This is a genomic window from Streptomyces sp. DvalAA-43 (genome assembly GCF_900091725.1).
GTDB classification, from domain to species: Bacteria; Actinomycetota; Actinomycetes; order Streptomycetales; family Streptomycetaceae; genus Streptomyces; species Streptomyces pulveraceus.
Map to the genome: position 1 here is coordinate 24,811 of NZ_FMBW01000066.1, position 24,301 is coordinate 49,111.

Annotated in this window: 18 protein-coding genes and 1 riboswitch; of the genes, 13 read left to right on the forward strand and 5 right to left on the reverse strand. The window is 71.8% G+C overall.

What is annotated here, in order from left to right:
* Positions 1-308: 308 nt before the first annotated feature.
* From GA0115234_RS27535 to GA0115234_RS27565, 7 genes are read left to right on the forward strand one after another with little or no spacing between them, the layout of a single operon-like run.
* Positions 309-1,343 (forward strand): pyridoxal-phosphate dependent enzyme, encoded by a 1,035-nt coding sequence (locus GA0115234_RS27535; protein WP_161275675.1) that lies wholly within the window; start codon positions 309-311, stop codon positions 1,341-1,343.
* A gap of 2 nt (positions 1,344-1,345) precedes the next feature.
* Positions 1,346-2,575 carry an MFS transporter gene (locus tag GA0115234_RS27540; protein WP_093547096.1) on the forward strand — a complete coding sequence of 410 codons (1,230 nt, stop codon included), beginning with the start codon at positions 1,346-1,348 and terminating at the stop codon, positions 2,573-2,575.
* 57 nt (positions 2,576-2,632) lie between these two features.
* Complete coding sequence (locus tag GA0115234_RS27545) at positions 2,633-3,706, forward strand: ornithine cyclodeaminase family protein (protein ID WP_093547098.1); 1,074 nt, start codon at positions 2,633-2,635, stop codon at positions 3,704-3,706.
* 11 nt (positions 3,707-3,717) lie between these two features.
* Complete coding sequence (locus GA0115234_RS42895; RefSeq protein ID WP_093547100.1) at positions 3,718-4,533, forward strand: class I SAM-dependent methyltransferase; 816 nt, start codon at positions 3,718-3,720, stop codon at positions 4,531-4,533.
* Complete coding sequence (locus tag GA0115234_RS27555) at positions 4,530-7,841, forward strand: non-ribosomal peptide synthetase (RefSeq protein WP_093547102.1); 3,312 nt, start codon at positions 4,530-4,532, stop codon at positions 7,839-7,841. The genes GA0115234_RS42895 and GA0115234_RS27555 overlap by 4 nt, the downstream gene beginning before the upstream one ends.
* Complete coding sequence (locus GA0115234_RS27560) at positions 7,838-9,592, forward strand: non-ribosomal peptide synthetase (RefSeq protein ID WP_093547104.1); 1,755 nt, start codon at positions 7,838-7,840, stop codon at positions 9,590-9,592. Before GA0115234_RS27555 ends, GA0115234_RS27560 begins: the two co-directional genes overlap by 4 nt.
* The gene (locus tag GA0115234_RS27565; protein ID WP_093547106.1) at positions 9,589-11,862 is read left to right on the forward strand and encodes a M20/M25/M40 family metallo-hydrolase; all 2,274 of its coding nucleotides are present in this window, start codon (positions 9,589-9,591) and stop codon (positions 11,860-11,862) included. Before GA0115234_RS27560 ends, GA0115234_RS27565 begins: the two co-directional genes overlap by 4 nt.
* A 57-nt stretch (positions 11,863-11,919) precedes the next feature.
* Here GA0115234_RS27565 and glpK read toward each other — a convergent pair whose 3' ends face one another.
* Both glpK and GA0115234_RS27575 read right to left on the reverse strand, forming a co-directional pair.
* A complete protein-coding gene (gene glpK, locus GA0115234_RS27570) occupies positions 11,920-13,437 on the reverse strand; it encodes a glycerol kinase GlpK (RefSeq protein ID WP_093547108.1) in 1,518 nt (505 codons plus the stop codon).
* 46 nt (positions 13,438-13,483) lie between these two features.
* Positions 13,484-14,329 carry an MIP/aquaporin family protein gene (locus tag GA0115234_RS27575; protein WP_093547110.1) on the reverse strand — a complete coding sequence of 282 codons (846 nt, stop codon included), beginning with the start codon at positions 14,327-14,329 and terminating at the stop codon, positions 13,484-13,486.
* A gap of 322 nt (positions 14,330-14,651) precedes the next feature.
* Here GA0115234_RS27575 and GA0115234_RS27580 point away from each other — a divergent pair, with 322 nt between their 5' ends.
* Both GA0115234_RS27580 and GA0115234_RS27585 read left to right on the forward strand, forming a co-directional pair.
* On the forward strand, positions 14,652-15,041 hold the full coding sequence (locus GA0115234_RS27580; protein ID WP_202554232.1) for a DUF2946 family protein: 390 nt from the start codon (positions 14,652-14,654) through the stop codon (positions 15,039-15,041).
* A 102-nt stretch (positions 15,042-15,143) separates the two neighbouring features.
* Complete coding sequence (locus tag GA0115234_RS27585; protein WP_093547114.1) at positions 15,144-15,818, forward strand: DUF305 domain-containing protein; 675 nt, start codon at positions 15,144-15,146, stop codon at positions 15,816-15,818.
* 98 nt (positions 15,819-15,916) lie between these two features.
* Here GA0115234_RS27585 and GA0115234_RS27590 read toward each other — a convergent pair whose 3' ends face one another.
* Complete coding sequence (locus GA0115234_RS27590) at positions 15,917-17,581, reverse strand: ABC-F family ATP-binding cassette domain-containing protein (protein WP_093547116.1); 1,665 nt, start codon at positions 17,579-17,581, stop codon at positions 15,917-15,919.
* A 641-nt stretch (positions 17,582-18,222) separates the two neighbouring features.
* Positions 18,223-18,410: riboswitch (cyclic di-AMP (ydaO/yuaA leader) on the forward strand.
* A 4-nt stretch (positions 18,411-18,414) separates the two neighbouring features.
* On the opposite strand from GA0115234_RS27590, the gene GA0115234_RS27595 reads away from it, so the two are divergent.
* A complete protein-coding gene (locus GA0115234_RS27595; RefSeq protein WP_093547118.1) occupies positions 18,415-18,903 on the forward strand; it encodes a transglycosylase SLT domain-containing protein in 489 nt (162 codons plus the stop codon).
* Between the two features lie 55 nt (positions 18,904-18,958).
* Here the strand turns inward: GA0115234_RS27595 and GA0115234_RS27600 are convergent, their stop codons facing one another.
* Positions 18,959-20,116 (reverse strand): FAD-dependent monooxygenase, encoded by a 1,158-nt coding sequence (locus GA0115234_RS27600; RefSeq protein ID WP_093547120.1) that lies wholly within the window; start codon positions 20,114-20,116, stop codon positions 18,959-18,961.
* An 87-nt stretch (positions 20,117-20,203) separates the two neighbouring features.
* Here GA0115234_RS27600 and GA0115234_RS27605 point away from each other — a divergent pair, with 87 nt between their 5' ends.
* Positions 20,204-20,767, forward strand: a complete 564-nt coding sequence (locus GA0115234_RS27605; protein ID WP_093547192.1) for a TetR/AcrR family transcriptional regulator — start codon at positions 20,204-20,206, stop codon at positions 20,765-20,767.
* A 72-nt stretch (positions 20,768-20,839) separates the two neighbouring features.
* On the opposite strand, the gene GA0115234_RS27610 is transcribed toward GA0115234_RS27605, so the two are convergent.
* The gene (locus GA0115234_RS27610) at positions 20,840-21,157 is read right to left on the reverse strand and encodes a hypothetical protein (protein WP_093547122.1); all 318 of its coding nucleotides are present in this window, start codon (positions 21,155-21,157) and stop codon (positions 20,840-20,842) included.
* A 372-nt stretch (positions 21,158-21,529) separates the two neighbouring features.
* Between GA0115234_RS27610 and GA0115234_RS27615 the strand changes: the two genes are divergently transcribed.
* Complete coding sequence (locus tag GA0115234_RS27615) at positions 21,530-22,927, forward strand: APC family permease (RefSeq protein WP_093547124.1); 1,398 nt, start codon at positions 21,530-21,532, stop codon at positions 22,925-22,927.
* 222 nt (positions 22,928-23,149) lie between these two features.
* Entirely contained in the window at positions 23,150-24,229 is a 1,080-nt protein-coding gene (locus GA0115234_RS27620) for an NAD(+)/NADH kinase (protein ID WP_093547126.1), read from the forward strand.
* The last annotated feature ends 72 nt before the right edge of the window (positions 24,230-24,301 follow it).

The window sequence follows — 24,301 nt, forward strand, 5'->3', positions numbered from 1 at the left end:
CCGGTCGGCGAGCCCGGCCGGGGCCACCGAGCCGGGCCCGCGGCGCGGCGTCGAACCGGCCAATTCATTTCTCCGCATTCGCCCGGACCCCTCACAACACCGGGGCGTCTTCGCAGCCTCGGGGTGCCGGGCAGCGGCCGGGGACCCGGGCCGGGCGAAGCGTCAAGCGTTGTTCCGGCCAAGACCGCCCCCCGTCTTGTGACAGGGCCGTGGTGGCGCCGGGGGCCACCTGCCTATGGTCTGAGAGCGCGCAGCCGCCCGGCCCGTCGATCCACCATGGCCACACACGTATCGCACAGGGAGAAGCAGTGTCGCGTGTCAATCCCGTCCTGGCACGGGCCCTCCGTACAACTCCCTTACTCCGCCTGGACGTCACCCACCGGGGTCGGGTACGGCGTCTGGGACTGAAGCTCGAAGAGCACGGCCCCACCGGATCGGTGAAGGACCGCAGCGCCGTCGGACTGCTCCGGGCGCTGCACGACGAACGGCCGCTCACCCCGGGCACGGTGGTGGTGGAATCCACCTCGGGCAACCTGGGCCTCGCCCTGGCCCGACTGCTGCCGACGGTCGGTTGCGACTTCCTCGCCGTGGTCGATCTCAAGACCCCGCATGCCACCCGCCGCGGACTCGCCGACAGCGGAGCCAAGGTGATCGTCGTCGACGAACCCGACGGCCTGGGCGGCTATCTGCTGAGCCGGCTGCGCCGGGTGCGCGAGCTGTGCGCGGACAACCCCGGATACCGCTGGCCCGACCAGTACGAGAACTGGGCCGCACCCGAGATCCACCGCCGCACCACCGGACCCGAGCTCACCGGGCAGGCGGGACCGGAGCTCGGCACGGTGTACGTACCGGTCTCCACCGGCGGCACCCTCGCCGGCATCGCCGCCCACCTGCGCGAGCACCGGCCCGACGTCGTCGCGGTCGCCGTGGACGTACGCGGCTCGCTGGCCGTCTCGGGCAGCGCCGGCCGCCGCCTGGTCCCGGGCATCGGAGCGAGCCGGCCCTCCGTCTTCCTGAGAGCGCCGCACAGCTACGACCGTGCGGTGCACGTCGACGACATCGAGGCGATCGCGGTCTGCCGGATCATCGCCGAGGACATCGGCCTCGCGCTCGGCGGCTCCAGCGGCTGCGCCGTGCGGGCGATGCTCAGCGACCAGGAAGAGGCCCCCGGGGACGGCCGTCTCGTGGTCTGCCTGGCCGCGGACGGCGGGACCAAATACCGCGACACCCTCTACTCCGACGACTGGGCGGCCGAACAAGGTGTAGCCAAGGAGATCACCTCCGCCGTGCGACGACTGCGCGGCGAAGGACTCTTCTTCGACCGGAAGCACCAGGAGCACTGAACATGGGCACCAGCACCACCCTTGACCGGCAGCCGACGCGCCCCGGCCTCCGGCAGTTCCTGCCGCTGGTGCAGGGTGCCACGCTGATCGAGTGGACCGGAACGGGCCTCTTCCTCGCCGTCTCGACCATCTACTTCGTCAAGGTCGCCCATCTCAGCACCGCGTCCGTCGGCACTGGCCTGACCATCGGCGGGGCCGTCGCCGTCGCCACCGCCGTGCCCATCGCCCGGCTGGCGGCACGGTTCGGGCCGAAGCCGGTGCTGATCGGTGTGATGCTGCTGCGCGCACTGGCCACCGTCGGCTACCTCCGCGTGGACGGCTGGTGGAGCTTCCTCCTCGTGGTCGCCGTCATCGCCGTCACCGAGCAGTCCTCACCCCCGCTGGTCCAGTCGTACGTCGGGGCACGCGCCCCTCAGAGCCTGCGCGCCAAGGTCATGGCCGTCCAGCGCACCGTCGTCAACCTCGGCATCAGCCTGGGTGGGCTGATCGCCGGGGTCGCCCTGGGCTCCGGCTCGCCGGGAGCCTTCCGGCCGCTGCTGATCGGTGGCGCGCTCGCCTATGTGGCGGTGGCCGCCGTGTACGCCACCGCGCGGCGGGAGGAAGTCGTGACGGCGGTCGAGGGCGCCCGGGTGTCCGATCTGCTCAAGGACCGCCGACTGCTGGGCTTCACCGCGTACAACGCACTGGTGTCGCTCTGGATGCCGGTGCTCAACGTGGCCTTCCCGCTCTGGCTCGTCACCGAGACTGACGTACCGGAGCGCTATGTCGGCATCCTGTACGCGGTCAACACCGTGCTGTGCATCGCACTCCAGTACCCGCTCAACCGCTGCTACAGCACCGCACGCCGGGCCTGGCTCTCCTACGCGGCCGCGGCACTGCTGCTCGGTGGGGGCGCCCTGGCCTTCGCCGCCGCGCCCGGCTTCGGGGCGCGGGAAGCGCTCCTGGTGCTCGGCGCGGCCGTCGTCCTCCTGACCTTCGCCGAACTGCTCCAGGTCGGTGCCTCGTGGACCCTCTCCTTCGACCTGGCACCGGAAGGGGCGCGCAGCGCCTATCTGGTGCTGTTCAACACCAGCCGCACGGTGGCCAACCGGGTCGCGGGCCCGGTGCTGATGACCGGTGTCGTCCTCGCCCTCGGCACGGCCGGCTGGATCGCGCTCGCCTGTGTACTGCTGCTCGGCTCGCTCGTCCCCTTCGCGATGCTCCGCGCAGCGCGCACCACCACCGGCGGCTGACCCCGCCCCGCACCGTCCCCACCGCAACCGACCCCTTCGCCAAGGAGCCCCGCCCGCATGGACTTCGAGCAATACCCCGACAGCCACTTCCGCTATCTGACCCGCGCGGACGTCATCGAGGCCGCCCGCGACGTGGACATCGTGGCGGCGGTGGCCGAGGCGCTCACGCTGCACTCCGCCGGACAGTCCGTCCTCCCCGAGGAGGCCTATCTGGGCTGGACCACTCCACAGGGCGACTCGGCCAGGCTGCTGGCCATGCCCGGCGCGCTCACCCAGCAGGGGCGGCCGCCGGTCATCGGCATGAAGACCATCAACGCCTCGATCGGCAACCCGGGGCGCGGGATACCCCGTTCCCAGGGCTTCACCCTGCTCCTCGACCCGGAGACCGCCCGGCCCCTCGCCCTGATGGAGGCCGCCTACATCAGTGCGATGCGCACCGCCGCGGTGACCGCGCTCGCGGTGCGCCATCTGGCGGTGGACCAGCCGCGCGGGCTGGCGCTCCTCGGCTGCGGCGCCCTCGCACAGGCACACATCGCGCTGCTGCTGCGCACCGTCCCCACCCTTCGCCGCATCACCCTGTACGACGTGGCGCCCGACCGCGCGAAGTCCGTCGCCCACCACATCGCCTCGCTGCCCGGTGCGGACGGCGTCGAGACGGTGGTCGCCGACGGACCGCGCGAGGCGGTACGGGACGCCGAACTCGTCGTGCCCGTCACCACGGTGACCCAGGGGTACATCGAACCGGACTGGCTGCGGCCCGGCGCGCTCGTCTGCCATGTCTCGCTGGACGACCTCACCGAGGCGGCCGTGCTCGCGGCCGGCACGGTGATCGTCGACGACTGGAGCCTGGTCCGCGACGACCCGCGACGGCTGCTCGGCCGGATGCACCGGGCGGGCACCCTGCTCGGCCCCGACGGCACCCCGCGGCAAGGAGTGACCGCCCGGCCCGGTGCCCGTCCCGTCGACGGCACGCTCGGCGACGTACTCGCCGGGCGGCACCCCGGCCGCCGCGACCAGGACGAGATCGTGATCAGCAACCCGTTCGGGATGTCGATCCTCGACGTCGCCGTGGCCGACCGCATCCACGCCCGTGCCGAAGCCGCCGGTCTCGGCGCCCGGCTCACGCTCTGAGGGGGATCCGCATGACCATCGACCAGAACATCCAGGAGATCAACCGCACCATGTGGTCGTACGGCGAGTACCGGCACGTCGCCGACCTGCTGCGACCGGGCGCCGTCGAGCTGGTCGACCGGCTCGCCCCCGCCCAGGGCACCGCCCATCTCGACGTCGCCACCGGCAACGGCAACGTCGCGCTGCTGTCCGCCCTGCGCGGCTGCCTCGTCACCGGACTCGACCTGACCGACGAGTTCTTCCCCGACGCGCGCGAACGGTTCGCCCAGGCCGGAGTCGAGGTGGAGCTGCACCGCGGCGACGCCCAGGAACTCCCCTTCGCCGACGCCTCGTTCGACCTGGTGACCTCCACCTACGGGATCCAGTTCGCACCCGACCACACCGCGTCGTGCGGGGAGATCTCCCGGGTGCTGCGGCCGGGCGGCCGCATCGGCATGTGCAACTGGACGGCCCGCAGCTGGACCGCGCACTTCCAGGAGATCCTCTCCTCCTACTTCCCCTCGCCCAACGGCCACCAGGGACAGCCCATGCTGTGGGGCTCGCCGGACTACCTCGCCGAACTCCTCGGCCCCGGATTCACGGTCACCTCCGAACGCCGCGAACTCTTCTACCCGTTCGCCACGGCCGAGGACCTGGTGACCTTCTTCGAGAACTGCTTCGGCCCCTGCATAGCGGCGAAGAACACCATCTCGCCGCCCTCACGGTGGAAGGAACTGCGAGCGGAAATGGTCGAGATGACCGAGGGATTCCACACCACGGACGCCCGCGGCACGGGCGTGCCCGTCGAGTACCTGCTGGTCGTCGCGGAGAAGCGGGCAGCCCGGTGACCGGCCTGCCCGAGCACTACCCCCGGCTCCCCCTGGCCGGGGGAACGCGGGAACGCGCCGTCGCCACGGCACTCATCCGGCGCGAACCCTACGAGCTGGGCGAGGGGGTCCACGCCCACGTCGAGCGGTTCGCGGCCGCGCACCCCGACCGGACCGCGGTCGAGGACGGCGAGGTCTCCCTCGGATACGGGCAGCTGGCCGACCTGATGCAGCGCACCGCGGCGCAGCTGGCGGCCGCCGGGATCCGGGAGGGGCAGATCGTCGCGGTCGGCGGCCGGCGCGGCTCCGACGTCATCACCGCCTTCCTCGCCCTGGAACTGCTCGGCGCCGTCTACCTCCCGGTCGACGCGAGCTGGCCCGCCGCCCGCGTCGAGTCCCTCCTCACCGACAGCGGCGCGGCCCTGCTGCTGACCACCGGCACACCGGCGGACAGCGGAGAACTCGTCAAGGGCGCCCGCGCGGCAGGCGTACCCACCACGCCACCCCGCCCCGCGGACGCCCCGTACACCCGGACCCGGCCGCCCGCCCCCGACGAGGTGCGCTACGTCCTCTACACCTCGGGCTCGACCGGCCGCCCCAAGGCCGCGATCGTCGAGCACCGGGGGATGCTCAACCACCTCCGGGCCAAGATCGACGACCTCGGGCTGACCGCCGACGACCGGCTGGCCCAGACCGCGCCGCTGAGCTTCGACATCTCCGTCTGGCAGATGCTCGCACCGCTGCTCGTCGGTGGCCGGGTCCAGGTCCTCGCCGACGAGCAGGCCCAGGACGGCGCCCTGCTGCTGGAGGAGCTGCGCGCACGCGGAACCACGGTGCTGGAGACCGTGCCCACCCTGATGCGCTTCCTGCTCGACGCCCAGGAGACCGCGGGAATCCGGCCCGGCGCGCTGCGCTGGATGATCGCCACCGGCGAGGAGCTGCCCCCGGCGCTGGCCCGGCGGTGGCACGACACCCTGCCGGGGATCCGGCTGCTCAACGCCTACGGCCCCACCGAGTGCTCGGACGACGTCACCCACGCCGAACTCGGCCCGCCCGCCCCCGGAGTACGCCACCTGCCGATCGGCTCGCCCATCGGCAACGCCGAACTGTACGTACTGCGCGAGGAGAACGGACAGTGGCACGCCTGCGCGCACGGCGAGACGGGGGAGCTGTTCGTCGGGGGAATCGTCGTGGGACGCGGCTACCTCGGTGACCCGGAGCGCACCGCGCTCGCCTTCTTCACCGACCCCTTCGGCGCCGACGGCGGGCGCCTCTACCGCACCGGGGACGCCGTACGCGTACTGCCGGACGGCCAACTGGAGTACCTGGGCCGGGTGGACCGACAGGTGAAGCTCGGCGGCGTACGCATGGAACTCGCCGAGATCGAGGCGGTACTCGGCGGCCACCCCGCGGTCGCCGCCTGTGCCGTCACCGTCCACACCCCCGACGACACCGGAGCCCTGGTCGCCCGGGAGAGCGCCCACACCCCGGTGGCCGCGCAGCCGCCCCGGCTCGTCGCCTACCTCACCGCCTCCGACGACGAACCGACCGAGGCGGCGCTGCGCACCCATCTGCGCGACAGGCTCCCCGCCCCCATGGTGCCGCACACCTTCGTCGTCCTGCCCCGGCTCCCGCTCACCCGCAACGGCAAGACGGACTACAAGGCCCTGCCCGCACCACCGCGCCGCAGCCGCCCCGACACCCGCGCCTACACCCCGCCGCGCGGCGAGGCGGAGACCGCGATCGCCGCGCTCGTCGCCGGACTCCTCGGCACCGGCCGGGTCGGCAGGAACGATCGGTTCCTGGAACTGGGCGGCGACTCGCTGCTCGCGATGCGGCTGGTCGCAGCCCTGCGCGAGACCGGATCGGCGGCCGGCCTGCGCGACGTGCTGCGCGACGGCAGCCCCGCCGCACTCGCCGCGCTCGGCCACGACCGGCGGCCCGCGACCGGTGCCCGCCCGGCGGCGCCACGGGACGACGCGCCGCGCACCCGGCCGCTCACCCCGCAGCAGGCCGGGGTCTACTTCCACTGGCGGCTCGACCCGCTCAGCCCCTACTACAGCTACCAGGGCTCCCTGGAACTCGACGGACCCCTCGACGTGGCACGGCTGGCACAGGCCTGGAGCCTGCTGCTCGCCGAGAATCCGCTGCTCCTCGCCCGGTTCGCCGAGACCGACGAGGCGGACGGGCGGGAAGCGGGGCACGAGGTGGTGCACCACTACCCGCACTGGGAGGTGCCGCTGCCCGCCGGCGTCCGCGATATCACCGCGGAGGCGTTCCGCGCGGTGGCCGCCGAGGAAGCCGCCAGGCCCTTCGACCTCCTGGGCGAACCTGCCCTGCGCACCGGGCTGTTCCGGCTGCCCGGCGGACAGCACCGGCTCCTGGTCACCATGCACGAACTCCTCCTCGACGGCTGGGGAGCGACCGTGCTGTTCCAGCGGCTGGCCGAACTCTACGAACAGCGGCCCGCCGGACCCGACCCCGAACGAGCCACCCGCTACGACCGCTATCTCGACCACCTGACGGAGCGGCTGGCCTCCGAGGAGGTGGCCGAAGCGGGGGAGTACTGGCTGCGCCGACTCGCGGGCGAGCTCCCGGCACTCCAGATCGCCCAGCGGCCAAGGCCCGCCGCACCCACCTACCGGGGCGAGATCACCGAGGCGGTCCTCGACGAGGAACTCTCCCGGCGGCTGCGCGCCACCGCGGTCGCCGCGTCCGCCACCGCCTTCGTCCCCCTGCTGGCCGCCTACGCACTGGCCCTGGGCTACTACAGCGACGCCGACGACGTGATCGTCGGCGCCCCGATGGCGGGGCGGGAGCGGCCGGAGACCGCCGACGTGCCCGCCTTCACGCTCGCCATGCTGCCACTGCGCCTGAACCTCGACCCGGCCGCCACCCTCGCGGAGTTCACCGCACAGGTGAGGGAGACGGTGTACGACGCCTACGCCGCCGCCGAGCACCCCTTCGGCTGGACGCTGCGCCGGCTCCCGGCCGCCTCACGGAGCTCATCGGCGACCCCGGTCTTCCAGACCATGCTCAACATGCTGCCCTACCCGGCGCGCGCCACCACCGCCTCGGACGTCCGGTTCCGCTTCGTCGAACTGGACACCGGCTACACCAAGTACGACTGCGCCCTGTACGTCCAGCCGCACGGCCCCGGCCAACTGCTGCTCCAGTACGCCTACCAGCGGGAACTGCTCGACGCGCCGGCCGCCCGCAACGTACTGGAATCCACCCTGATCGCGTTGCGGGCCCTCACCGACCCGGAGTGCGCCGAGCACACCACCGTTCGTTCCCTCGACCTGCTGCCCGGAGACGATCAACGATGACCACGCCGACCCTGCTGGAACGCTTCGCCGAGCAGGTGGCGGCCCACCCCCGGGCCGTCGCCCTGCGCCACACCGGCACCAGCGTCAGCTACCGCGAACTCGACGAATGGAGCGGCCGGCTGGCCGCCCGGCTCGCCGCCAAGGGCACCGGTCCCGGCTCGCTGGTGGCCCTCGCCGCCCAGCGCGGCCCCGCCGCCGTCGCCGGAGTCCTCGCCGTACTGAAGACCGGTGCCGCCTACCTCGGGCTGGACCCCGCGATCCCCGTGCGCAGGCAGCGCCGGATGGTGGAGGAGACCGGACCGCACTGCGTCCTGGCCGAGCCCGGACTCGACCAGTTCCCCACCCTGGACGCACCGCGCGTCACCCTGGCGCCCCTCACCGAGGGCCCGCTGCACCAGGCCCCCGAGCAGGAGCCCGACGAGGACGCGCTCTTCCACATCGTCTACACCTCGGGGACGACCGGAAACCCCAAGGGCGTACGCATCAGCCACCGTTCGGTCCGGGGCCGGCTGGAGTGGATGTGGCAGGACCACCCGTTCCCGGAGAACGCGGTGCTCGCCGTCCAGAAGTCCCTGGCACTGGTCGCCTCGCCGTGGGAGCTGCTGGGCGGACTGCTCAAGGGCGTCCCGTCCGTCGTGCTCGCCACCGACGAACTCCTCGACCCCGCGCTCTTCGCCGCCGCCGTCGAACAGGAACACATCACCCATCTCTTCCTGACCCCGCAGCTCATCGCCGGACTGCTGGAGGAGAGCGCCGCCCGCCCCGGCGGACACCGGCCGGTCCTGGTCACCAGCGGCGCCGACACCCTGCCGGTGGACACCGTCCTGCGCTTCCGCGAGGTCTGGCCCGACACCACCCTGCTCAATCTGTACGGCATGACGGAGACCGCCTCCAACGTCGCCGCGTACGACACCGCCCTGCTGCCCGCCGACGCCGAACGCGTCCCCGTCGGCAGCCCCGTGGCGGGCGCCTCCCTCTCCGTCCGCGACCGGCTCGGCCGACGGCTGCCGACCGGTGTGACCGGCGAGGTGTGGGTATCCGGGCCGCCCCTGGCCCTCGGCTATGTCGGCGGCGACGGCGAGGACCGCTTCACCACCGACGACGCCGGGATCCTGCACTACCGCACCGGCGACCGGGGCCGCCGGCTCCCGGACTCGGGACTGGAGATCACCGGCCGCGCCGACAACCAGATCAAGGTGCGCGGCTACCGCGTCGAGCTGGAGGAGATCGAGGCCACCCTGCGCAAGGCACCGGACATCACCGACGCGGGGGTCTACGCGGAGACCGAGGGCGGCGAGACACGCATCGTCGCCTGCGTCACCGCCGAGGAGGAGACCGGCACCGCCGCACTCCGTGCCCATCTGCGCGACCGGCTGCCCGACTACATGCTGCCCGCCCGTGTCCAGCAGGTCCCCCGGCTCCCGCTCGGTACCAACGGCAAACTGGACCGCACCGCCCTGCGCACCCTCGTGGCGGGCATCGGGCAGCAGCAGGCGGCCGGATTCACCCCGTCCGACGCCACCGAGGCCGCCGTCGCCGAGCTCTGGCGCGAACTGCTCGGCGCACCGCCCGCCTCGGCGGACCAGAACTTCTTCGACGCCGGGGGCCACTCCCTGCTCGCGGTACGGCTCGCCAACCGGCTGGCGACGGTGGCGGGCCGCCGGGTCCCGCTGCGCCGCATCCTCGGCGCCCCCACCGTCACCGCGATCGCCGCCGCGTGCCGCGAGATCCAGCAGGAGGAGCAGATATGAACACCCCATGGCTGACGGTGCCGGGCGAGCAGCCGCAGGACACCGCCACCCTCGCCGTCTGCTTCGCGCCCACCGGCGCCCACGGCTCCACGTTCGCGAGCTGGCGCGACAAGCTCCCCGAGGACATCACCCTCGCCTTCGTCGTCCCGCCGGGCCGCGGCACCCGCGTCGACGAGGAGCCCGTCACCGACGTGGCCGTCTACGCCGACGCGGTGGCGGCCGGGATACGCGAACTGCGCAGCGGGCGGCGGCTGGTGCTGATCGGGGTCAGCCTCGGCGCCCTGCTCGCCTACGAGACCTGCCGCCGGCTGCTCGACTCCGGGGTGCCCGTCGCCCGGCTGTGCGCCGTGGCCGGACAGTGTCCCGCCGACTTCCACGGTCGCGGCGAGGAGGTGACCGTCGAGGACGCCCGCGCCTTCGTCGCCGGGACCGGACTGACCGATCCGGAGCTGCTCGCGGACCCCGAGTTCGAGGAGGTGCTGCTGCCTCCCGTCATGGCCGATCTGCGGTTGGCCGCCGGGTACGACGGCCGGCGCGGAGCCGTTCCACAGGTCGAGCTGCGTGCGGTGTGGGCCACCGACGACCCGCACGTGCCCGAGGTCACCGTGCGCCGCTGGGCCGAGTGGACCCGGGGCGCGTGCACCCTGCTGTCCGTCGAGGGCGGGCACTACGCCCACCAGGAGAATCCGGCCGCGGTCATCGCCGCCTGCCTCGACGGACTCCCCGGAACCCGGCCGTCCCGGCGTTCCGTGCTCGGTGCCGGGGCGACGGCCGTCGCCTCCACGGTGCTGGGCCTCGGCGCGGTGGCCTCCGCGGCCCCCGCGGCGCGGGCCGACTCGGCGACGTCGACGGGGACGGGCAGCGCCTCCTTCGACGGCGACCCCACCGACCCCGTGGGCCTCGCCGTCGCCATGATCCGCCAGAACACCAGTAACCCGGGCGACGGCGCCGTCACCCTGCCGCTCGCCCGGATGCTCCAGGACATCTTCCGGTCCGCCGGGGTCGGCACCGAGATCGTGCCCACCCCCAAGGACGGCAACGTCCACTTCTTCGCCCGCGTCGCCGGCAGCGGACCGGCGACGAAGAAGCCCCTGGTCCTGCTCGGCCACTCCGACGTGGTGCCCGCCATCGGAGACCGGTGGGAGACGGACCCCTTCGCCGCGGAGATCAAGGACGGCAAGCTCTACGGCCGCGGCTCGCTGGACATGAAGGGCGTCAACGCCGCCTTCGTCGCCGCTCTGCTGCGCCACGTCCGCGAAGGAGCGGCCTTCGACCGCGACATCGTCTTCTGGTCCGACTGCGACGAGGAACAGGGCCCCTACGGCGTGCGCTGGTTCCTCACGGAACACCCCGGCAAGGTGGCGGCGGGCGCGGTCATCACCGAGGGCGGCTGGGTACTCAACCAGCGCGACGGCACCACGCCCATGATCGCCTCGCTCACCTGCAACGACAAGCGTTCGCTGCTGCTGCGCCTGGAGACCGCCTCGTACGCCACCCACACCTCCAAGCCGTTCAGCGGCCAGGCGGTGATCCGGCTGGGCGAGGTGCTCGACCAGCTCGGGCAGTGGCGTGCCCACATCCGCCCGAACGCACTGTCCCGGCGGTACTTCGCCGAACTGGCCGAGGCCACCACCGACCGGCCCTTCGCCGAGGCGCTCCGGGAGATGCTCGACGCCCGCACGGACCGGCAGCGGGACCGGGCGGGGGAGAAGGTGGTGCGGCTCAGCGAGACCCCGGAGCTGCACAACGCGATGCTGCGCACCACGCTGGCCTTCACCGCGGCGCAGTCCGGCTACTACCCGAGCATCGTGCCGGGCACGGCGACCGCGGAATTCCGGGCCGCCTTCCTGCCGGGGGCCGAGGACCCCGGACGCACCGTCGCCGAACTGCGCTCGCTGATCGGCAACCGGGCGACGCTGAGTGTCGTCGGCAACCCCGGTGAGACCGAGCAGCAGGCCCTGGACCGGCTGCGCGGCTATCTCGCCACACCCGACTCCGACTACGACACGGACGTCTTCCGCGCCTGGCAGAGCGCCGTACGCCGGACCCACCCCGGAGTACGGGCCACCGCCTGCCAGTTCGAGGCGGTCACCAGCGCGGTGCCGTTCCGGGAGGAGAACATACCCGTGTACGGCATGTATCCGTTCACCGTGAACCGGGACATGCTCAAGCGCATGCACGGCACCGATGAACACATCGGTGTCGAGGCGCTGCGACAGGGTACCGAGACCGTCTACCAGCTCCTGGCCGGACTGCGCACCGACGCCTGAGCCCGTGACGCGCCGTGCGGGCGGGCTCCGGCCCGGCCCGCATGGCGCGTCACGGGGTCACTCCACGCTCACCCAGTCCAGGGTGCGTTCCACGGCCCGCTTCCAGTTCGCGTAACCCTCCGTCCGCCGCTCCTCGCTCCACTGCGGCTCCCAGCGCTTCGACTCCTGCCAGTGCTCCCGCAACTCGCCCTGGTCCCGCCAGAAACCGGTGGCCAGTCCGGCCGCGTAGGCGGCACCGAGCGCGGTCGTCTCGGCGACGACCGGGCGGCTGACCGGAACTCCGAGCACATCCGCCTGGATCTGCATGCAGAGGTCGTTGGCCGTGACCCCGCCGTCGACCTTCAGCACGTCGAGGTGGACACCGGAGTCCTGCTCCATCGCCTCCACCACGTCCCGGCTCTGGTAGCAGATGGCTTCCAGAGTGGCCCTCGCCAGATGGCCGTTGGTGTTGTAGCGGGCCAGGCCGACGATGGCACCCCGGGCATCCGAGCGCCAGTATGGGGCGAAGAGACCGGAGAAGGCCGGCACGAAGTACATCCCGCCGTTGTCCTCGACCGTCCGGGCGAGGTGCTCGCTCTCGCCCGCGGCCGTGATGACCTTCATCTGGTCGCGCAGCCACTGCACCGCGGACCCGGTGACCGCGATGGAGCCCTCCAGAGCGTAGACCGGCGCACTTTGCCCGAACCGGTAGGCGACGGTGGTGAGGAGCCCGTGCTTCGACCGGATCAGTTCCGTACCGGTGTTGAGCACCAGGAAGTTGCCGGTGCCGTACGTGTTCTTCGCCTCGCCCGGCTCGAAGCACACCTGACCCACCGTGGCCGCCTGCTGGTCGCCGAGCACCCCGGTGATCGGGATCGCCGCGCGCAGCGGCCGGGACGTACGGGTGCGGCCGTACGCCTCCGCGTCGGAGGAGGGCCTGATGGCCGGGAGCATCGCGCGGGGGATGCCGAAGATGTCCAGCAGTTCGTCGTCCCAGTCGAGCGTCTCCAGGTTCATCAGCATCGTCCGGCTGGCGTTGGTGACATCGGTGGCGTGGATACCGCCGTCGGGGCCGCCGGTGAGGTTCCACAACACCCAGCAGTCGGTGTTCCCGAACACCGCGTGCCCCCGCTCCGCGGCCGCGCGGACCCCGTCGACGTGGTCGAGGATCCACTTGATCTTCCCGCCGGAGAAGTACGTGGCCGGGGGAAGACCCGACTTGCGCCGGATGACCTCGCCATGACCGTCGTTCTCCAGGGCCTTGGCGATCGAGTCGGTGCGGGTGTCCTGCCACACGATCGCGTTGCAGTACGGACGGCCGGTGCGCGGGTCCCAGACGACCGTCGTCTCGCGCTGGTTGGTGATCCCGATGGCGTCGAGATCCGTGGCGCTCAGACCTCCGGTGCGCAGAGCGGTCTGCATCACCGAGTTGGTGCGTTCCCAGATCTCCACCGGGTCGTGCTCCACCCACCCCGACCGGGGCAGGATCTGCTCGTGCTCCAACTGGTGCTTGGCCACTTCGTTCCCACCGTGATCGAAGATCATGAAGCGGCTGCTGGTGGTGCCTTGGTCCACTGCTCCGACGAAGTCCGCCATGGCATGCTCCCTCTCCTGAGTCCGGGCTCGGCGATGGAACCGGGCGTCACTTGTCGGGCAGTACGGGGATGCTGCCCTCCGGCTCCTCCTCCGGCGAGGGCAGGAAGCGGCTGACGAAGGTCTTGTAGAAGAACGCCCCCACCAGGCCGCCGACGAGCGGTCCCACGATCGGCACCCAGAAGTAGAAATTCCCGTACTGGTCCCGCCACGCCCCTCCGTAGCCGGTGAGGAAGCTCGCGAGCCGGGGGCCGAAGTCACGGGCCGGATTGATCGCGTACCCGGCGTTGGTCCCGAACGCCATGCCGATGGCCACCACGATGAGGCCCACGATGAACGGGCTGAGGTTGGCACCCGGCGGGGTGTTGAGGAGGTCCGTGACCGCGAAGATCAGCAGGATGAGGATGGCGGTGCCGATGACCTGGTCCCGGAATGCCCCCCATTCGTGCACCGGGAGGGCCGGGTTCCCGTTGGCGGGCAGGGTGGAGAACACGAACTGGGTCTTGATCGTGTGCCCGGGGTCCGCCTTCGCCAGCGCCTCCGTGTAGTTCCATCGCACCAGCAGCGCCCCGACGAACGCGCCCGCGAGCTGTGCGAGCGAGTACGGAGCCACTTTCCTCCAGGGGAAGTCCTTGAAGGCGGCCAGCGAGACCGTCACCGCCGGATTGAGATGGGCACCGCTCAGCCGGCCCGCCACATAGACGCCGAGGGTGACGCCGAGGCCCCATGCCCAGGCGATACTGTCGTGATTCCCGAGGCCGCCGGGCGGGTCGGTGAGCGCACCGCCTGCCACGACCTGGGCCACGACACCACAGCCGAAGAGGATGAGAATCATCGTGCCGAGAAACTCCGCGGAGAGTTCCCCGGCGATTCCCGGTTTCCTGAGCCGCTGCATGGGGATCTCGCTTCCTGTCGGCGCACGACTGTTGGCGGCATAGATCCACATATGAGCCTAAACGGCGGGAATTGGTTCCGCACTCGGTGACGAACACACTGCTTCCGCACCTCCCGGGGCGGGAACGTGCGGCCCCTGCCACCGGGAGGACGGAATCGTGCGACGCGTCTCGGCCGGCCGTCGTGGCCCTGTCCGGGCGGCAGGGAGCGGGGCGCCACCGGGCCGGAAACCCGGTGGGGGTATCGTCGGGCTCGCACCGCAGGACCCGTACGACCGAACATGCGAGGCAGCCGTGGATCGCGGACGGACGCGCACACCGGGAATGTCCCGGCTGCTCGTGCTGTGCGCCGTCCTGTCCGGGCTGTTCCTCATGCACGGCGCACCGGCGAGCGCCGCGGAGGGCTGCCATGACGCGACGGCCATGACCGCGGCCTCGCCCGTGTCCATGACGACGACCGCCGACCACTCCGCGATGCGGGGCGAGCACGGCCCTGCTCGCGCGGCCGCCGCCGGGTCCGCGACGGACGGCGAGTCATGTGTGTTCACCCATGCCCGTGACCGGGTGCTGCCGCTGCTCATGGCGCTGGGGCTGGTGCTCCTGGCCGTCCGGGAGCTCGCCGGGCACCGCACCGCCGTACGCGGACCGGCCCGGCGAGGACCGCCGTTCGCCGGCAGGGAACTGCTGCTCCAGGTGTGCATCGCGCGGACGTGACAGGAATCCGCCGGTCCACGGCCTTTCGGGGACGGACCGGCCGGACGGCCCTGCCCTTTCGCGCGCCACGGATGTGGCGCATCCACCTGGAGAGAACCTGTGATGTCCGTTTCCCTGCCCTCCACTGCCCGCCGCCGCTCGCTCGCGGTCGCTGGTACCGTCGCCGCCCTCGCCCTGGCACTGACGGCCTGCGGATCCTCCGACGGCTCGAAGTCCGGCGATTCGTCCAAGCCCGGCATGGACCACGGCGCGGGCAGCGCCTCCGCACCGGCCACTCCCGGGGGCACGTTCAACGACGCGGACGTGGAGTTCGCGCAGCAGATGATCCCGCACCACCAGCAGGCCATCGAGATGGCGAAGCTGGCCGACGGCCGCGCCGCCGACCCCGGGATCAAGAAGCTGGCCACCGCGATCGAGAAGGCCCAGGACCCCGAGATCAGCACGATGAGGAGCTGGCTGACCTCGTGGGGCAAGCCGCTGCCCGCCGCCTCGTCCTCGATGGGTGACATGCCCGGCATGGACCACGGATCGGACGGTTCGGGAATGCCCGGAATGATGTCCGACAAGGACATGAGCGACCTGGAAGCGGCCAAGGGCGAGGACTTCGACAAGAAGTTCGCCCAGCTCATGATCGGCCACCACCAGGGCGCGGTCACCATGGCCGAGGACGAGCGGAAGAACGGTGACCACGCCGACGCGAAGAAGCTCGCCGACGCTGTCGTCACCGCCCAGACCGCCGAGATCGAGCAGATGAACAAGATCCTCGACAGGCTCTGATCCCACCAGGGGTGCGGGCCTCCGGCGCATGACGTCCGGTCGACGTCACGGGAGAGGCCCGCACCTCCGGTACGTCCCGGAGCCCGGCCGCCGAGTGCTCAGACGGAGGTGCCCGGTGCCGCGAGCAGCTCGGCCACCTCCTGCGCGGTGGTCTCCCGGAGCTCCTCCGCGACCAGCAGCCACCGGGTGATGCCGATCGATTCGAGGAACGGCAGATCGTGACTGGCGATCAACAGCGCCCCCTCGTAGGACTCCAGCGCACCGGTCAGCTGCCGCACACTGGCGATGTCCAGGTTGTTGGTCGGTTCGTCCATCATCAGCAGCTGCGGGGCCGGAGCGGCGAGCATCGTCGCCGCGAGTGCGGCCCGGAAGCGTTCCCCGCCCGAGAGCGTGCCCGCCGGCTGTTCCGCGCGCTTCCCCCGGAACAGGAAGCGCGCGAGCTGGGCGCGGATGTGGTTGTCGGTGACCCCGGGAGCCGTGCGGGCCACGTTCGCCGCGACGCTCAGCTCCTCGTCCAGCACATCGAGCCGCTGCGGAAGGAACCGCACCGGCACAAAGGTCCTGGCCTCGCCGGACAGGGGGGCCAGTTCTCCGGTGAGCGTGCGCAGCAGCGTCGTCTTCCCGGCGCCGTTGCGGCCGACGAGCGCGATCCGCTCGGGCCCGTGCACCTGGAGAGTGCCCTCGCGCAGTCTGCCGAACCGGGGACGTACCCCGTCCAGGCTCAGCACGGCGCGACCGGTGGGCACCGCCGTGTGGGGCAGGCTCACGCGGATCTCGGCATCGTCGCGGATGGCCTCCGCAGCCTCCTCGCGGCGTTCGCGCGCCTCATCGAGCCGCTCTTCGTGGACGCCGCGCAGCTTGCCCGCCGACTCCTGCGCGGACCGCTTGCGGCGGCCGGCCAGGATCTTCGGCAGACCGCCCTCGGCCTCGATCCTCCGCCCGTTCCGCTGGCGGCGGGCCAGCTTCACCTGGGTCTCCTCCAGTTCACGTTTCTGGCGGCGCAGATCCGCCTCGGCGGCCCGCAACGTCCGCCCGGCGGCCTCCTGTTCGGTGGCCACGGCTTCCTGGTACGCGGACCAGCCACCGCCGTACCAGTTCACGGACCCGGTGCGCAGTTCGGCGACGCGGTCCACGCGCTCCAGCAGCTCACGGTCATGGCTGACGACGACCAGGATGCCCGAGCGCCAGGAGTCGACGGCCTCGTAGAGCCTCCTGCGTGCGAACGCGTCGAGATTGTTGGTGGGTTCGTCCAGGAGCAGGATGTCGGGGCGCTCCAGCAGCAGTGCCGCCAGGCGCAGCAGAACGGTCTCCCCGCCGGACAACTGCCCTACGGTGCGGTCGAGTTCGATGCCGCCGAGGCCGAGCGAGCCCAACGTCGCCAGGGCCCGTTCCTCGACGTCCCAGTCGTCGCCGATCGTCTCGAAGTGCCTCTCGTCGACATCGCCCGACTCGATGGCACGCAGCGCGTCGCGCCGCTCGGCGATGCCGAGGGCCCGGTCCACCCGCAGCGTGGTGTCGAGGGTGATGTTCTGCGGCAGGTGGGCGAGGCTGCCGCTGATGGTCACCGACCCCTGGGAGGGGCGGAGTTGACCGGCGAGCAGCCGCAGCAGTGTGGATTTGCCCGCACCATTGGTCCCGACGAGACCGACACGGCCCCGGCCGATGGTGAGCGAGAGCCCGTCGAAAACGGTCGTGCCGTCCGGCCGACGGAAGGTCAGCGCCGAGCAGGTGAGGGAGGCGCCGGGGATGGTGGGTGTCGCCATGGTGTTCCTCGCAGTCGCAAACGCAATGAATGGGGGATTCGTATGCGAGCACCACGCGGCGACCGGGCAGCGGAGGGAGGTGTGGCGGTCCTGATCGATCAAGGGACGGCTCATGCACCGAGGTCGCATCCACGCGGGGTCACGGGCAGCGCGGAGCGCTGCTACGGCGTGACGGGCGTACGGGCTGAGCCGTACGGCGCGATGTTCGCGGACCTCAGATGCGCAACGTCCACCTCTATCGGAGACAACAGGACCTTGAAACCATAACGGCGGGGCGAGGGGATGGCAATCTCTCCCGACGCCGGGCAGGGGGTCGGGCATCGGCGGCCCGCACGGCGGGATGCGCGTCCCATATATGCGATTCAAGCTGGTTGCCCTTTTATTCGGCTAAGCATAATTTGCGTGATTACGCGTCTTTTGTTGTGGTGCGAAATGCGCCTTTTGCGGTTCTGTGGCGCGAGTCACCTTCGAGCCTCCCGGTTTCGCCCGTGTGCTTCGGTGCCCTTTCCGTGCAAGGGGAGGGAATGGCTCGATGTGAGTTGGGTTACCGCGATTGCCTCGACTCGATCTTGTAAGTGAATTGCATTCGGAAATTAGGGGCTTGTTCCTTTCGGCCCTTCTCGCCTACGGTCACCGTCAATCCGGACGGAACGCCGAATCCTGCCGCCGCCCGGCCATCCCACCCACTCGTGTACGGCAGGAGCGGGGAACCCAGGTAAGCCGCCGATCCGGTGTCCGGAACGGCTCGGGGTGAAGTCGCATTCCGTGTGCGGCCGGGCAGCTCCAGCCCGAACCCGACAGCTCACCTCGCAGGCGACGGAGAGGAATCCACCATGCCCGCAACAACGGGTACGTACCGTCGTCGCACGTCCTCCTCGCTGACCCGGCGCCTCGTCGCCGTGGGCACGGGGGCGGCCGCCCTCATGCTTCCGCTGATCGGGGCCCACGCGGCCTCGGCGGCGTCGACGCAGACCGTCGCCGCCGCACCGTCCGCCGCGTACACGAACGATCTGGACGGCTGGATCAAGAAGTCGCTGGCCGTCATGGCCGAGCACGGCATCCCCGGGAGCTACGACGGCATCCACCGGAACGTCATGCGCGAGTCCTCCGGCAACCCCCTCGCCATCAACAACTGGGACTCCAACGCCGCCGCCGGCACGCCGTCCAAGGGTCTCCTCCAGATCATCGACCCCACCTTCCGGGCCTACCACGTGCCCGGTACGGCGATGGACAGCTACGACCCCGTCGCCAACATCACGGCAGCCTGCAACTACGCGGCCGACAAGTACGGCTCCATCGACAACGTCAACTCCGCCTACTGACGCCGACTCCGCCCACTGACGTACGGAACGGTCTTCGGGCCGTCGGCCCCCGCGGTCAGCCCAGTCGCGGGGGCGTCCAGTCGGCGTGGCGCAGGATCGTGCGGACGGTGACGCGGGACGGTGCGAGTCGCAGCGCTGCGTCGCGCAGCGCGACGGCCGCCGGACGGGACAGCCGCTGTCCCATCCGGCCGGCCTGGCGGGCGGCCCGGGCGACCGACTGGCTGCGGGGGCGGCGCTCGGCGTCGTAGCGGCCGAGCGCCGCCTCGACCGTGGGCCCGGTGGAGAGTGCGGCGGCCAGTGTCACCGCGTCCTCCAGTGCCTGGCAGGCCCCCTGGCCGAGGTTCGGGGTCATGGCATGGGCGGCGTCGCCGAGCAGGGCGACCCGGCCCACCGCGTAGGAGGGCAGCGGGACGAGCAGCTCGTTGACGTCGTGGTGCAGGACGGCGTCGGGCCGGGTCGCCGCCAGCAGTGCGGGAATGGGGTCGTGCCAGCCGCCGAACCGGCGGTGGAGCTCGGCGAGCGGATCCGGATGGCGCACACCGGCAGGCGCGTTGAGCACCGCGTGCCACTCGGCCCTGCCGTCCGCGAAGGCGATATGGCCGAACTCGGCCCCCGGGCCCCAGGTCAGCTCGAAGTCGGAACCCGGATCGACCGGGGAATCGGTGATGCCGCGCAGCACGGTCGAGCCGCTGTAGGCCGGACCAGGATGGTCCGGGAAGAGCTGGGAGCGCAGTCGGCTGCCGATCCCGTCGGCGGCCACGACCAGATCCGCGTCGAGCCTGGCGTCACCGGCGGTGACGCGTACCCGCGAGGCATCGGAACGGTCGACGGATGTCACCTCGGCCCCGACGGCCAGGGACTCGGCAGGCAGCGCCTCGCGCAGCAGCCGGTGCAGTGCGGCCCGGGGGATGCCCATGATCGGGGTTCCCAGCTCGCGCTCCAGCGCGGCTCCGTCCATGCGCGCCAGCAGGCGGCCGTCCGGGGTGCGGGTGCCGCCGGTGTACTGGGGCCGGGCGGCCGCGCGCACCGCCGCGCCGACGCCGAGGGCGTCCAGCGCGCGCAGGCCGTTCGCATGCAGGGAGATGCCCGCACCCGCGTCGTCGAGGGTGCGGGCGCGCTCGACGACCGTCACCTCCCAGCCGACGAGCCGGAGTCCGATCGCGGCGGTCAGCCCGCCGATGCCTCCGCCGACCACCACCGCGCTGCCGCCCATGCCGGGTCCCCACTCCTGCCCTGTCTCGACCTTCTACAGCTGTAGAAGGAGCGTACTACGCCCCCTCTACAGGTGTAGAAAGGGGTGATGACCACAGATCGACGCAGCGTCCTCGCCGACGCCGCCATCGGCGTGCTGGCCGAGGCGGGGATGCGCGGCCTGACCCACCGCGCCGTGGACCGGGCGGCGGACATGCCACCGGGCACCACCTCGGCGTACTTCCGCACCCGTCAGGCCCTGCTCACCGGGCTCGTCCGGCGGCTCGTCGCGCTCGACCAGGCGGAGTTGCAGGCCGCCGGCGAGCAGGCGGCGACGGTGCGCGACGCGGACGAACTGACGGACGGCCTCGTCGGCTTCGTCGGGCGGCGGCTGAACGGCGAAGGGCGCCGGAGGTCGCTCGCCCGCTATGCCTGCGCCGTCGAGAGCGTGCGCCACCCGGAGCTGCGCGAGATTCTCGTGCCGCGCGAGAACGCGGCCCGCGAGGCCGCACGGGCGTTCCTGGACGCACAGGGGGTGGCCGACGCCGAGGGCCGGACGCTGACGTTGCTGGCCTGCGTGGACGGGCTGGTCTTCGACCGACTGGTGGGCGGCGGGGAGGTCCCGCGGGACGAGATCGCGGGACTGGTCGCCGCGGCGCTCCGCGACGCGTGACGCTCAACGCCCGAACCCCCGCGCCCGATTGCCGCCCCCGGCGGTCGGCGCCCGGTCGTCAACGCCCGGCCGTCACTCCGAGGCGGGCTCCGCCGCCTTCTCCGGGCGGGTACGGGGAAGTACGGGAACGGTGGCCGCCTGTCCGGCCCGTACCGCCTGTACCGCCGCGTCGTGCAGGCGGCGGCTGTCCTCCTCCGAACGGCACGGCACAGGACTGCCCGACATGGTGAACCAGTCGATCGCACCCGTGTACTGCACAGTGACCTGGGCCGTGTCCTCCGCCCAGGTCGTGTGGATGGTCAGGTCCCCGGACAGGACACCGACCTCCTCCGTGAGCACACCGCCGTGCCCGGAGAACACACCGCAAGTCGTCCATGACGCCCAAGCCATGACTCCAGGCTGGCACCAACACCGTGGATGCGCGACCCGCGGGCTCCGCGCACCGGCCGCACCCTCGGGCACCCCACCCGGCCGGGACGCCGCCCGCGCCCTTCCGGATGCTGGAAATGGGGGAAACTTTCCCTCGGCCAGGGCTGCGGTTCCCGTACCCGCCGATCCCCCGCAGTGCGAGGCGGTGTTAGCGCGCAATCGTCGAATCAGCCCTTCGGAACAACGAATTCCGTAGGTGAACACCTCTTGACCTGCGGAACACGTCAGGATTGCATGTCGCGCTGGGAGCGACGAAACCACTCACCACGTCCTCGTCTGGAGGCGATACCGCTCCCGTGCTCGGACACCGCACCTGTTGATCGGAACCGCACGATGACCGAAACGCTCAGCGCTCCCCAGGCGCTCGCCCCAGCGACCGGCCCCACCCCACAGAAGCTCAAGCGTTCCATCGGCGTCGTGGGCGGAACACTGCTCACGCTCTCCTGCGTGACGCCCGCCTCCACCCTCTTCGTGGTCGTACCGGACCTGTTCTCCAGCCTCGGCACGTACACCGCCCTCACCATCGCCATCGGCTCGCTGCTCTGCATCGCGGTCGCGTTCTGCTACTCGGAGCTGGGCACGCTCATCCCGAGCGCGGGCGGCGAGTACGCCATGGTGTCGACCATGGCGGGGCGGCTCGCCGGATGGCTCGTCTTTGTGCTCTCGCTGCTGGTGGTGATGATCGTGCCTCCGGTCATCGCCATGGGCACCGCCGACTACCTCGAACCGCTCGTGCACATCCCGGCTCCCGTCGCGGGCGCCGGCGTCATGGTGCTCGCCACCCTCGCCGGGCTTCTGGACCTGCGCGCCAACGCGTGGATCACCGGAATCTTCCTGGTCCTCGAAGTGATCGCGGCGGGCGTCGTCGCCGTTCTCGGCTTCGCCCACTCCGAGCGCGGCGCATCGGCGCTGGTGCACGGATCGGTCGCCTCGTCGGGCGGCACCAGTTCGACCGTCACCGCGATGATGGTGGTCTCCGGTCTCGCGATCGCCCTCTTCATCACCCAGGGCTTCTCCACGGCCGTCTACCTCTCGGAGGAACTGGAGAACCCGCGGCGCAACGTGGCCCGTACCGTGCTCGCCACCCTCGCCATCTCCACGGCGGTCATCCTCGTCCCGGTCATCGCCATCACCCTGGGCGCACCGGACCTGGATGCCCTGACCTCGGGAGACCTGAACACCATGGTCGCCGCCTGGTCCAACTCGGCCGTCGGCACCTTCGTCAGCCTCTGCGTCGCCCTGGCGATCATCAACGCGGGCATCGTGATGGTCATCCAGAACTCGCGGGTGCTCTTCGCCTCCGCCCGTGACAAGGCCTGGCCCGCGCCGGTCAACGACGCCCTCTCCCGCCTGGGCCGGTTCGGGTCCCCGTGGGTCGCGACCCTGCTCGTCGGCGTCCCCGGCGCGGCGCTCTGCTTCGTCAACCTCGATACCCTGTACGGCGTCACCGGCGTGTCCGTCACCGCCATGTACCTGCTGGTCGCCGTCGCGGCCCTGCTCTGCCGCCGCGGCGCGCACCGCGAGGCCCCGGCCTGGCGCATGCCGCTCTGGCCCGCGATCCCCGTGCTGCTGATCGCCGTACTGGCGTACATCCTCACCCAGCAGGAGACCGAGTACCTGCTGTGGACCGGCGGGATCACCGCGGTCGCCACGCTCTACTGGGCGCTCTACCTGCGGCCCCGCCGGGAGACCCGCTGGCTGGTCAGCATCCCGGAGGACGTACAGCCCTGACCCCGGACGCGTTCCGCACGGTGTCCGGCCCGTCGGTGGAGAGCGTCCACCGACGGGCCGTGCCCGTTCCGTCCGCCGTGCGCCCCACCGGCCACCCGGGCCCCTTCCCGGACCCGATCGCCTGACCGGGCGCCGTGTCGGGCCCGGCGGCAGGCGGACACCGCCCTGATTCCCGCACAGTGGGACAAGGGCGTCGTCGGAGCACGGGGAGTCGTGGCAGGGATGAGTGTCGAGCGGGTCGGAGTCGTCGTTCACCAGGGCCGTCCCGAGGCCGTCGTCGCAGCGGGCGTCGTACGCGACTGGTGCGCCCGCGAAGCGATCCCGTGCACCGACATCGACGTGTGGCGCGGCGACGCACGCAGGCGCGGCGGGCGCGAGGAGGCCGATGTCGCGGGCAACCCCGATCTCATCGTGACGCTCGGCGGCGACGGGACCTTCCTGCGCGGCGCCAGGATCGCCGCCAAGAACGACGGCGCCGTCCTCGGGATCGACCTGGGCCGCGTCGGCTTCCTCACCGAGGTACCGGTCGAGGACGTGGTCCGGGCCCTCGACGCCGTCCACCGCGGGCGGGCGGAGGTCGAGGAGCGCATGACCCTGACCATGCGGGCCTCCCGCGTCCTCGAAGTGCCCCCGGACATCGACGCCCTGATGGGCTACGGGCGGCGCCCGATGCTGCCGCCTCCCCAGGTCGCCCCGGACGAGGAGGCCGCGGCGGAGGGCTGGGGCGTGGCGCTGGACGTCACCGCGCTCAACGACGTCGTCGTGGAGAAGCTCGCCCGCGACCGGCAGGTGAGCCTCGGCGTCTACATCGGCGGCCGCCTCCTCGCCTCGTACTCGGCCGACGCGGTCATCATGGCCACACCCACCGGCTCGACCGCCTACAGCTTCGCCGCCGGCGGCCCGGTGGTCTCCCCGCGCATGGACGCCGTCATCTTCACGCCCGTGGCGGCGCACATGACCTTCGACCGCACCGTGGTCGCCGCGGCCGACGAACCGATCGCCGTGCGGGTCCTGCCGCACTCGGGACAGGGCGCGGTGACCATCGACGGTCAGCTGCGCGGCGTCCTGGACGCCGGGGACTGGCTCGGGGTGTACGCGGCACCGCGCCGTCTGCGCATCATCAGGCTCGGCCCGAACGACTTCTACGAGCGGCTGCGCACCCGCCTGCGCCTCACGGACGCCCCGGCCACGGCGGCCGACGGCGCGGCGGCACCGCTCTTCCGCCCCGGCGGACCGGTCCCGCACGACCTGGCCCATCTCCATCTCTCCCCGGACGACAGGGACGGGACAGCCGGTGGCTGACCGCTCCGGGACCGTGCTCGCCGCCCCCGCCTCCCGCCGGGTGACCGGGGCCGTACATCTCCGACGCCGTAC

Coding starts and splice junctions, on each gene's coding strand:
- GA0115234_RS27540 (WP_093547096.1), top strand. CDS start 1,346: ATGGGCACCAGCACCACCCTTGACCGGCAGCCGACGCGCCCCGGCCTC.
- GA0115234_RS27545 (WP_093547098.1), top strand. CDS start 2,633: ATGGACTTCGAGCAATACCCCGACAGCCACTTCCGCTATCTGACCCGC.
- GA0115234_RS42895 (WP_093547100.1), top strand. CDS start 3,718: ATGACCATCGACCAGAACATCCAGGAGATCAACCGCACCATGTGGTCG.
- GA0115234_RS27560 (WP_093547104.1), top strand. CDS start 7,838: ATGACCACGCCGACCCTGCTGGAACGCTTCGCCGAGCAGGTGGCGGCC.
- GA0115234_RS27565 (WP_093547106.1), top strand. CDS start 9,589: ATGAACACCCCATGGCTGACGGTGCCGGGCGAGCAGCCGCAGGACACC.
- glpK (WP_093547108.1), bottom strand. CDS start 13,437: ATGGCGGACTTCGTCGGAGCAGTGGACCAAGGCACCACCAGCAGCCGC.
- GA0115234_RS27575 (WP_093547110.1), bottom strand. CDS start 14,329: ATGCAGCGGCTCAGGAAACCGGGAATCGCCGGGGAACTCTCCGCGGAG.
- GA0115234_RS27580 (WP_202554232.1), top strand. CDS start 14,652: ATGTCCCGGCTGCTCGTGCTGTGCGCCGTCCTGTCCGGGCTGTTCCTC.
- GA0115234_RS27585 (WP_093547114.1), top strand. CDS start 15,144: ATGTCCGTTTCCCTGCCCTCCACTGCCCGCCGCCGCTCGCTCGCGGTC.
- GA0115234_RS27590 (WP_093547116.1), bottom strand. CDS start 17,581: ATGGCGACACCCACCATCCCCGGCGCCTCCCTCACCTGCTCGGCGCTG.
- GA0115234_RS27595 (WP_093547118.1), top strand. CDS start 18,415: ATGCCCGCAACAACGGGTACGTACCGTCGTCGCACGTCCTCCTCGCTG.
- GA0115234_RS27600 (WP_093547120.1), bottom strand. CDS start 20,116: ATGGGCGGCAGCGCGGTGGTGGTCGGCGGAGGCATCGGCGGGCTGACC.
- GA0115234_RS27605 (WP_093547192.1), top strand. CDS start 20,204: ATGACCACAGATCGACGCAGCGTCCTCGCCGACGCCGCCATCGGCGTG.
- GA0115234_RS27610 (WP_093547122.1), bottom strand. CDS start 21,157: ATGGCTTGGGCGTCATGGACGACTTGCGGTGTGTTCTCCGGGCACGGC.
- GA0115234_RS27615 (WP_093547124.1), top strand. CDS start 21,530: ATGACCGAAACGCTCAGCGCTCCCCAGGCGCTCGCCCCAGCGACCGGC.
- GA0115234_RS27620 (WP_093547126.1), top strand. CDS start 23,150: ATGAGTGTCGAGCGGGTCGGAGTCGTCGTTCACCAGGGCCGTCCCGAG.